Raw genomic sequence first — 6243 nt, forward strand, 5'->3', positions numbered from 1 at the left:
TCGGCCGTCAACTCGGCGTAGGTGATCGCGCGGGAGTCTCCTGGCTCGCCTTCGAAGTAGAGCGCGACCCGGCCGCCCATCGAGTGCCCGTACACGTGCGCCCTGTCGATCCCTGCGGCGTCCAGAACGGCGACGATGTCCTCGGCGAGCGCCGCCGTCGTGAAGCGCACGTCGGCGCCGGGCTCGCTGTCGCCGACCCCGCGGGTGTCGAATGTGATCACCCGGTGCCGGGCACCGAGCGTCGGCAGCAGCGGAGACCAGGACCGGCTCGAGACGCCCTGTCCCGCGACCAGGACGACGGGGTCACCTGTCGCGTTGCCGCCGGTCGACGACCAGGCAATGCGGGCGCCGTCGGGCGCGAGGGCGTACTCCATGGATGCCTTCCGAGCGGGGCCTGGGACTCCCCCATCGTAACGAGCGCACCGGGGAGGGCGCCGCAGGGCTCAGCCGATGAAGGTGCTCGCCGTCACCTCGAATTCCTCGACGTCGACGATCGTCAGGTGCTGTTCGGCGCTCGAGTCGGCGCGAATCGACTCTGCGGGCTCCCTGCTCCCCGCGAGGGAGTCCTCCGAGTCCCAGAGGGTGATGGCCAGGGCCGTGTCGGTCTCCGTGCCTTTCAGGAAGTACATGCCGCGGCAGCCGGGGTTCGCCAGCACCCGCAGCATGGTCGCATTCTCATTCGCGTGGGGGTCGGTGTCTGGACCGGTCCTGAAGGTGCTGATTCGGGCATACATCGTCAGCCCTCGACCATCATCACGACGGTTTCCGGGCGGACGCCGTCGAACTGCATCGCCTCAGCCGCGACTTCGGACGCCATCACCCGCTGGAAGACGTCCATGTCGGGCACGTCGGCGATCAGGCCGACCCTGTGGTCGTCGGTCGGGTCGATGAAGGTCTGGATGCTGATGCCGAGCGGCCCGAACACCTCGTCCCGCCGGGGTGAGGTGAGCCAGTGCTCGACGTCATCGACCTCATGGAATATCAACACAGTTGTCATGATTGCCTCTCTCGGTTCCGACGCTGGGACAGGAGGGTGAGCGGTTCGTTCGCGCGCGAACCGGCCATCGCGCAGACCGTACCGCCGCTTCCCCCCGAGCGATAGGGACGCTCGACGAAGCGCCGGGACCTCTGCTCGACGGTCCCTGAGATGTCGGCGGCCAGTGCGTCCGGAGAGATCACGGCAACAGCAACGCTCGGAGCGTCAGATTCTGGCGAAGGCGGCCGCGGAAGCGCTGAGGGACACAGCGACGCAGTACGCCGTCGCCGGGCCGAGCAGGATGAAGACCGCAGGGACGGAGATTGTCGAAGCGATGATCGCGACGAGGATGACCAGGGGCAGGATCGTGCCGATGACGGCCACCAGGCCGGTCCGGCGCGGGTTGATCAGCGCAGGCACGACCAGGATCACGCAGATCACCCCGAACACGATCAGCGGCAGGCCGGATTCCCGGGGCCAGACCCCGTCGGGCCACACGACCGCCGCGAGCCAGGCAAGCGGAATGCCCCAGACGAACGCGATCGAGCCCCAGATTCGGGCCGCCTGCCACCCGCGGGTCTCGGTCCAGGCGGACATCACAACGACGAAAACGAGCCCGACCACCACGGAGAGACACTGCAGCACGACGGTGACGATGACGCCCGTGCGGCCCATGGGCCCGAGCAAATTCCGGTCTGGCTGGCCCAGCCAGACGATGAACGGCAACCACGGCAGTGCGGCTCCGATCGCGATCACACCGATCCGCGTCGCCTGCACGGATGTCCGCGCCCACCACACCGGTCGTGTTTCGAGCCCCGCGTCCACCAGTGAACCCCCTCGTGGGGCGCTCGCCCCCTCTCGCAATCTAGGAAGGCCCGATGGCTGGCCAATGAACCACCGGCGTCCCAGACATGAAGACTCGGGCTCGGTGCCGGCTCCTCCGAGGGCCGGGGTGAAGGTGTTCCATCCCTTAGGATCTGCACACGGGGGTATGGGATGCGCGGAATCGCGGCAACATGCGGGTTGATATCGATGCTGGTGGCTCTTACGGGCTGCTCGAGCGGCGGGGCCGTCGGCACGCCAGCCCCAACGCCGTCGGCATCCGCGGATCCACCAGCAACACAACCGGGCGTTCCGGGGACGCTCCCGACCGGGACCATCGGAACGGGCACGCTGACGTCCGACAACGGTACTACCGGCAATGTGAGCTTCGATTTCCACGGAACCGAGCTCACACTCCACATCGATGACCTCGTCACTCCGGCAGCGGCCACGGTCGACGCGGTGACCGCGACCCAGCCCATACCGGCGAACCAAACCTGCTACGACAGCGGCTTCCGCATGGACTTCGGGCCGTTCACGAGCGGAAGCGGCGCCTACGGCTGGGGTGACCTCAGCATCCTCAGCGGCGATCCCAGCGGAATCGACCAGGTCATTCTGGTCACAACCCCCGCCCAACCGGACACAACCGACCCGGACTGCCTTGAGGCCGTCGTCGCGCGCGCCGACATCCGTTGGACCTTCACGCCGCTCCGCGGCTACCTCAACCCCGTGGACTCCGATGCGACGCCCGGCGCCCGGGGCACGGTCGACGTCATCGACGGCAAGCCCGCGGGCTATACCGCCGCAGCGAATGAAAACCGCGCCGACGTGGCCGCCCGGTTCGGCATCACCGTCGACGACCTCACCTATTTGAACGATGCCCAGCTGATGGGCACGAACAAGGAAACCGCGCCGGCGGGAAGGCGACTCAACCTGCTCCTCGCAGACCGATAGCACGAGCACATCGGCAGCACGAAGAGAGCGGGCCGGGCGATGAGGAAAGGGAGCCGCCTGTCAGAATCGAACTGACGACCTTCTCATTACGAGTGAGATGCTCTACCAACTGAGCTAAGGCGGCGTGACGCCCGAATGCTTCCTTCCGGAAACGCGCGGTGACACAGCAACAAAGCTTAGCTGGTCCGGAGGGTCAATTCGTACAGCCCCGCGAACGACGCCCGCACCCGATCGGCGAGCGGCTCCGACTCGTCTCCCTCGGCCCAGCAGCGCCAGGCGTGTCGCAGGGCTGCGACCGCGACGAGCGTGAGCAACAGGGCGCGCTGGTGCAGCGCGATCGGGTCGGCGGCGAGCACGGGATCGTCCGCCGCGAGGCGCCGGCTGATCACGTCGTCGAGGTGTCCCTCGAAGCTGCGGAGGGTAGCCATCCGCATGCCGAACAGGTAGGGGTTCTCCTTCATCACCTGACGCCGCAACTGGTGAATCTCCCGGTCATCCTGGGAATTCTGCACGCTGGTCGAGAGCAGCACCGCGAGGTCGGCGAGGATGTCACCGGACGGGCTCCTGTGTACGAAGTCCTCGATCTCCGCCTCGGAACCGAGGGTGAGATCGTCACCGGCGAGGGCGGCGTCCTTCGACGGGAAGTAGTTGAAGAAGGTGCGCGGGGACACATCGGCGATCCGGCTGATGTCCTCGACGGTGACCTTGTCGACCCCGCGCTCGGACGCGAGCGTGAGCACAGCGAGTTGGATGGCCCGGTGGGTCGCCAGACGTTTCCGTTCACGCAGGCCGGGTTCTTCCGCAACATCCACCATGGTCACATTCTTACACGGCGCGCAAATGTGCAGTCCTCGAGTCGTCACCGCATGCCGCACGGCCGCCCCCGCACGTCAGCACTTCGGGTCGGTGGCCGGCACCGTCCCCTGCAGCAGGTAGGAGTCCACCGCGTTGTTCACGCAGGCATTGGACTTGTTGTACGCGGTGTGCCCCTCGCCCGCGTACGTGACGAGCTGCGCACTGTCGAGCTGCCTGGCCAGGCTCTGCGCCCACACGTACGGGGTCGCCGGATCGTTCGTCGTGCCGACGACGAGGATCGGCGCCGCTCCCGGCGCGTGGATCTCGGCGCGGGTTCCGGTGAACTTGTCCGGCCAGTTCGCACAGCCGGTGTCGCCGTAGGCCATGTACTTGCCGATGACCGGCGCTGCGGCCTCGATGGCCGCGGCGTCGGCGCGCATCACGGCCGGGTCGTCGTTGTAGCTGTAGTCGAGGCAGTTGATCGCCAGGAAGGCCTCGGTCGAATTGTCGAGGTATGTCCCGTCGGAGTTACGGCCGTTGTAGGCATCCGCGAACTGGAACGCGATCTTGGTGTTGCCCTGCATCACGCTCGACAGCATCTCGCTCAGGTTCGGCCACGCCGACGCCTGGTACAGCGGGTAGATGATGGCGGTCAGCAGCGTGTTGGCGCCGAGCATCCGGCCATCGCTCGCGGCGATCGGGCTCCGGTCGACCGAGTCGAGCAGCGCGGAGATGGTGGTCATCGCCTGGTCGACGGTGCCGTTGAACGGGCACTTCGATCCAGCGAGGCAATCGGCGAGGTAGGAGCGTAGCGCGCTCTCGAAGCCGACGGCCTGCACCCGGGTCACCTCGGCGTTGCTCGTGGACGGGTCTAGGGCTCCATCGAGGACGAGGCGGCCGACCTTGTCCGGGAACAGGTTGGCGTATGTCGCACCGAGGAAGGTGCCGTAGGAATAGCCGAGGTAGTTGAGCTGGGCATCGCCGAGCACGGCACGCAGCATGTCGAGGTCGTGGGCGGCGCTCACGGTGTCGACGTGGGCGAGGAGGGCGCCGGTGTTGGTGGCGCAGGCGGCTCCGAAGTCGGTCGAGGACTTCTCGACCTCCTGGATCCAGGCATCCGTGCCGCGGGCTGCTGTCGGGATGGCGTACAGGTATTGGTCCATCTCGGCAGCCCCGTAACACTTCACCGCTGACGAGCGCCCGACGCCGCGCGGGTCGAACCCGACGATGTCGAATCCGGCCTGCAGCTTCGCATCCGTGGCGTAGTCGAGGGACCCCTTCACGAAGTCGTACCCGGAGCCGCCGGGACCGCCGGGGTTGACCAGAAGCGAGCCGACCCGGGTGCCGGTCGCGACGTGCCGCACGAGGGCGAGGTCGACGGTGTCGGTTCCGGGCGCGCTCCAGTCGAGCGGGGCCTTCGCGGTGGTGCACTGCAGGCTGTTACCGCAGTCGGTCCAGGTGAGCACCTGGTTGTAGAACGGGTCGAGGGCGCTGCTGACGCTCTCCCCGGTGGGGGACGACGTCGAGGCCGAGGGTTGCGGCAGGAACGCGGGCACGCATCCGCTGAGCCCCATCGTGACGACGACGGCGGCGGCCAGGATCGCGAAGCGGCGGGCGGCCGGGCGGCGCGTCCGGGTGCCATTCGACACCGGGCCGTTCGACGCCGGGCGCTGGCGGATGCGTGTGGTCAACGGTTCCTCTTTACTGGTCTGGTCATGCAGGCGGTTCAGGCTCTCACGAGCGCCGCGCGTGGGCGGTGGCATCGTGCGGTCATCGTCGTAGTCATCGCTTCATCGCCGGATGGCGGACACCAGCATTGCCTCGAGGGCCAGGGCCGGTGCCACATTGGATTCAATTCTCTGCCGCGCGATCGCGATGGCGTCCAGTGTCGCGAGCGTCGTGACGGTCGCGCACGCCGCCGCTGCGGCGCGCACTCCGACGAGGAGCTCGCGGTTGATCACTTCATTCTCGCGGCCGAACTGTACCATGATCACATCCCGGTACAGCGAGGTCAGATCCACGAGGATCCGGTCGAGCCCGTCGCGCAGGCTCCGGGTGGCCCGCCGTTTCTGGTCGTCTTCCAGCGCCTTGATCTGGCCGCGGAGCGCGGGCGGCACCGACTTGCCGGGCTCGACGCCGAGGGAGCGGAGCACACCCTCGCGTTCGGCGGCGTCCCGCTCGAGGGTGATCGCCTTCGCGTCGTCACCGGCGATCGCGAGCAGTCGCGCCGCGGCGTTCACCGCGTGCGAGACCCCACGGATGCCGAGCGCGGCCTTCAGGGTTTCCTCGCGCCGTTCGCGGGCCTCGGGGTTCGTGGCCAGCCGCCGCGCCATGCCGATGTGGCTCTGTGCTTCGCGGGCGCAGCGCTCGGCGATGACAGGGTCGACGCCCTCGCGCGCGACAAGGAGTGCTGCGACGTCGGCGACGCTCGGCACGCGCAACCTGACCGTGCGCACCCGGGACCGGATGGTCGGCAGCAGGTCGGCCTCACTCGGGGCGCAGAGGATCCACACGGTGCGTTCCGGCGGCTCTTCGAGGGCCTTGAGCAGCACATTGGAGGTGCGCTCGACCATGCGGTCGGCGTCTTCGACGACGATGACCCGGTAGCGGCCGACCGAGGGCGAATACTGGGAGCGTTTGACGGCCTCCTTGACGGATTCCATCTTGATGATGACGCCCTCGGTGGCGAGCACGAC

At 67.9% G+C, this 6243-nt stretch carries 8 protein-coding genes and 1 tRNA gene; 1 reads left to right on the top strand and 8 read right to left on the bottom strand.

Features of this window, described 5'->3' with window-relative positions; translation table 11 throughout:
* The 4 genes from QN345_RS14250 to QN345_RS14265 all read right to left on the bottom strand — a co-directional run.
* Positions 1-374, bottom strand: a 374-nt coding sequence (locus QN345_RS14250) for an alpha/beta fold hydrolase (RefSeq protein ID WP_323508785.1), incomplete at its 3' end; no start/stop codon positions are given.
* A 69-nt stretch (positions 375-443) separates the two neighbouring features.
* Entirely contained in the window at positions 444-665 is a 222-nt protein-coding gene (locus QN345_RS14255; protein WP_322136502.1) for a hypothetical protein, read from the bottom strand.
* 71 nt (positions 666-736) lie between these two features.
* Positions 737-997 (bottom strand): hypothetical protein, encoded by a 261-nt coding sequence (locus QN345_RS14260; RefSeq protein WP_322189340.1) that lies wholly within the window; start codon positions 995-997, stop codon positions 737-739.
* 204 nt (positions 998-1201) lie between these two features.
* Positions 1202-1801, bottom strand: a complete 600-nt coding sequence (locus QN345_RS14265; RefSeq protein ID WP_322189338.1) for a hypothetical protein — start codon at positions 1799-1801, stop codon at positions 1202-1204.
* Positions 1802-2179: 378 nt separating this feature from the next.
* On the opposite strand from QN345_RS14265, the gene QN345_RS14270 reads away from it, so the two are divergent.
* Complete coding sequence (locus QN345_RS14270; RefSeq protein WP_322189336.1) at positions 2180-2752, top strand: hypothetical protein; 573 nt, start codon at positions 2180-2182, stop codon at positions 2750-2752.
* A gap of 51 nt (positions 2753-2803) precedes the next feature.
* Here QN345_RS14270 and QN345_RS14275 read toward each other — a convergent pair.
* The 4 genes from QN345_RS14275 to QN345_RS14290 form a co-directional block, all read right to left on the bottom strand.
* Positions 2804-2876: transfer RNA gene (locus tag QN345_RS14275), tRNA-Thr, on the bottom strand.
* 52 nt (positions 2877-2928) lie between these two features.
* The gene (locus QN345_RS14280) at positions 2929-3567 is read right to left on the bottom strand and encodes a TetR/AcrR family transcriptional regulator (protein ID WP_322189334.1); all 639 of its coding nucleotides are present in this window, start codon (positions 3565-3567) and stop codon (positions 2929-2931) included.
* A 75-nt stretch (positions 3568-3642) separates the two neighbouring features.
* Positions 3643-5238 (bottom strand): alpha/beta hydrolase, encoded by a 1596-nt coding sequence (locus QN345_RS14285; RefSeq protein WP_322189332.1) that lies wholly within the window; start codon positions 5236-5238, stop codon positions 3643-3645.
* Positions 5239-5337: 99 nt separating this feature from the next.
* The coding region (locus QN345_RS14290; protein ID WP_323508786.1) for a DNA polymerase III subunit delta' at positions 5338-6243 on the bottom strand (906 nt) is incomplete at its 5' end.

Source organism: Cryobacterium sp. 10I1, from assembly GCF_035019805.1.
GTDB lineage: Bacteria > Actinomycetota > Actinomycetes > Actinomycetales > Microbacteriaceae > Cryobacterium > Cryobacterium glucosi.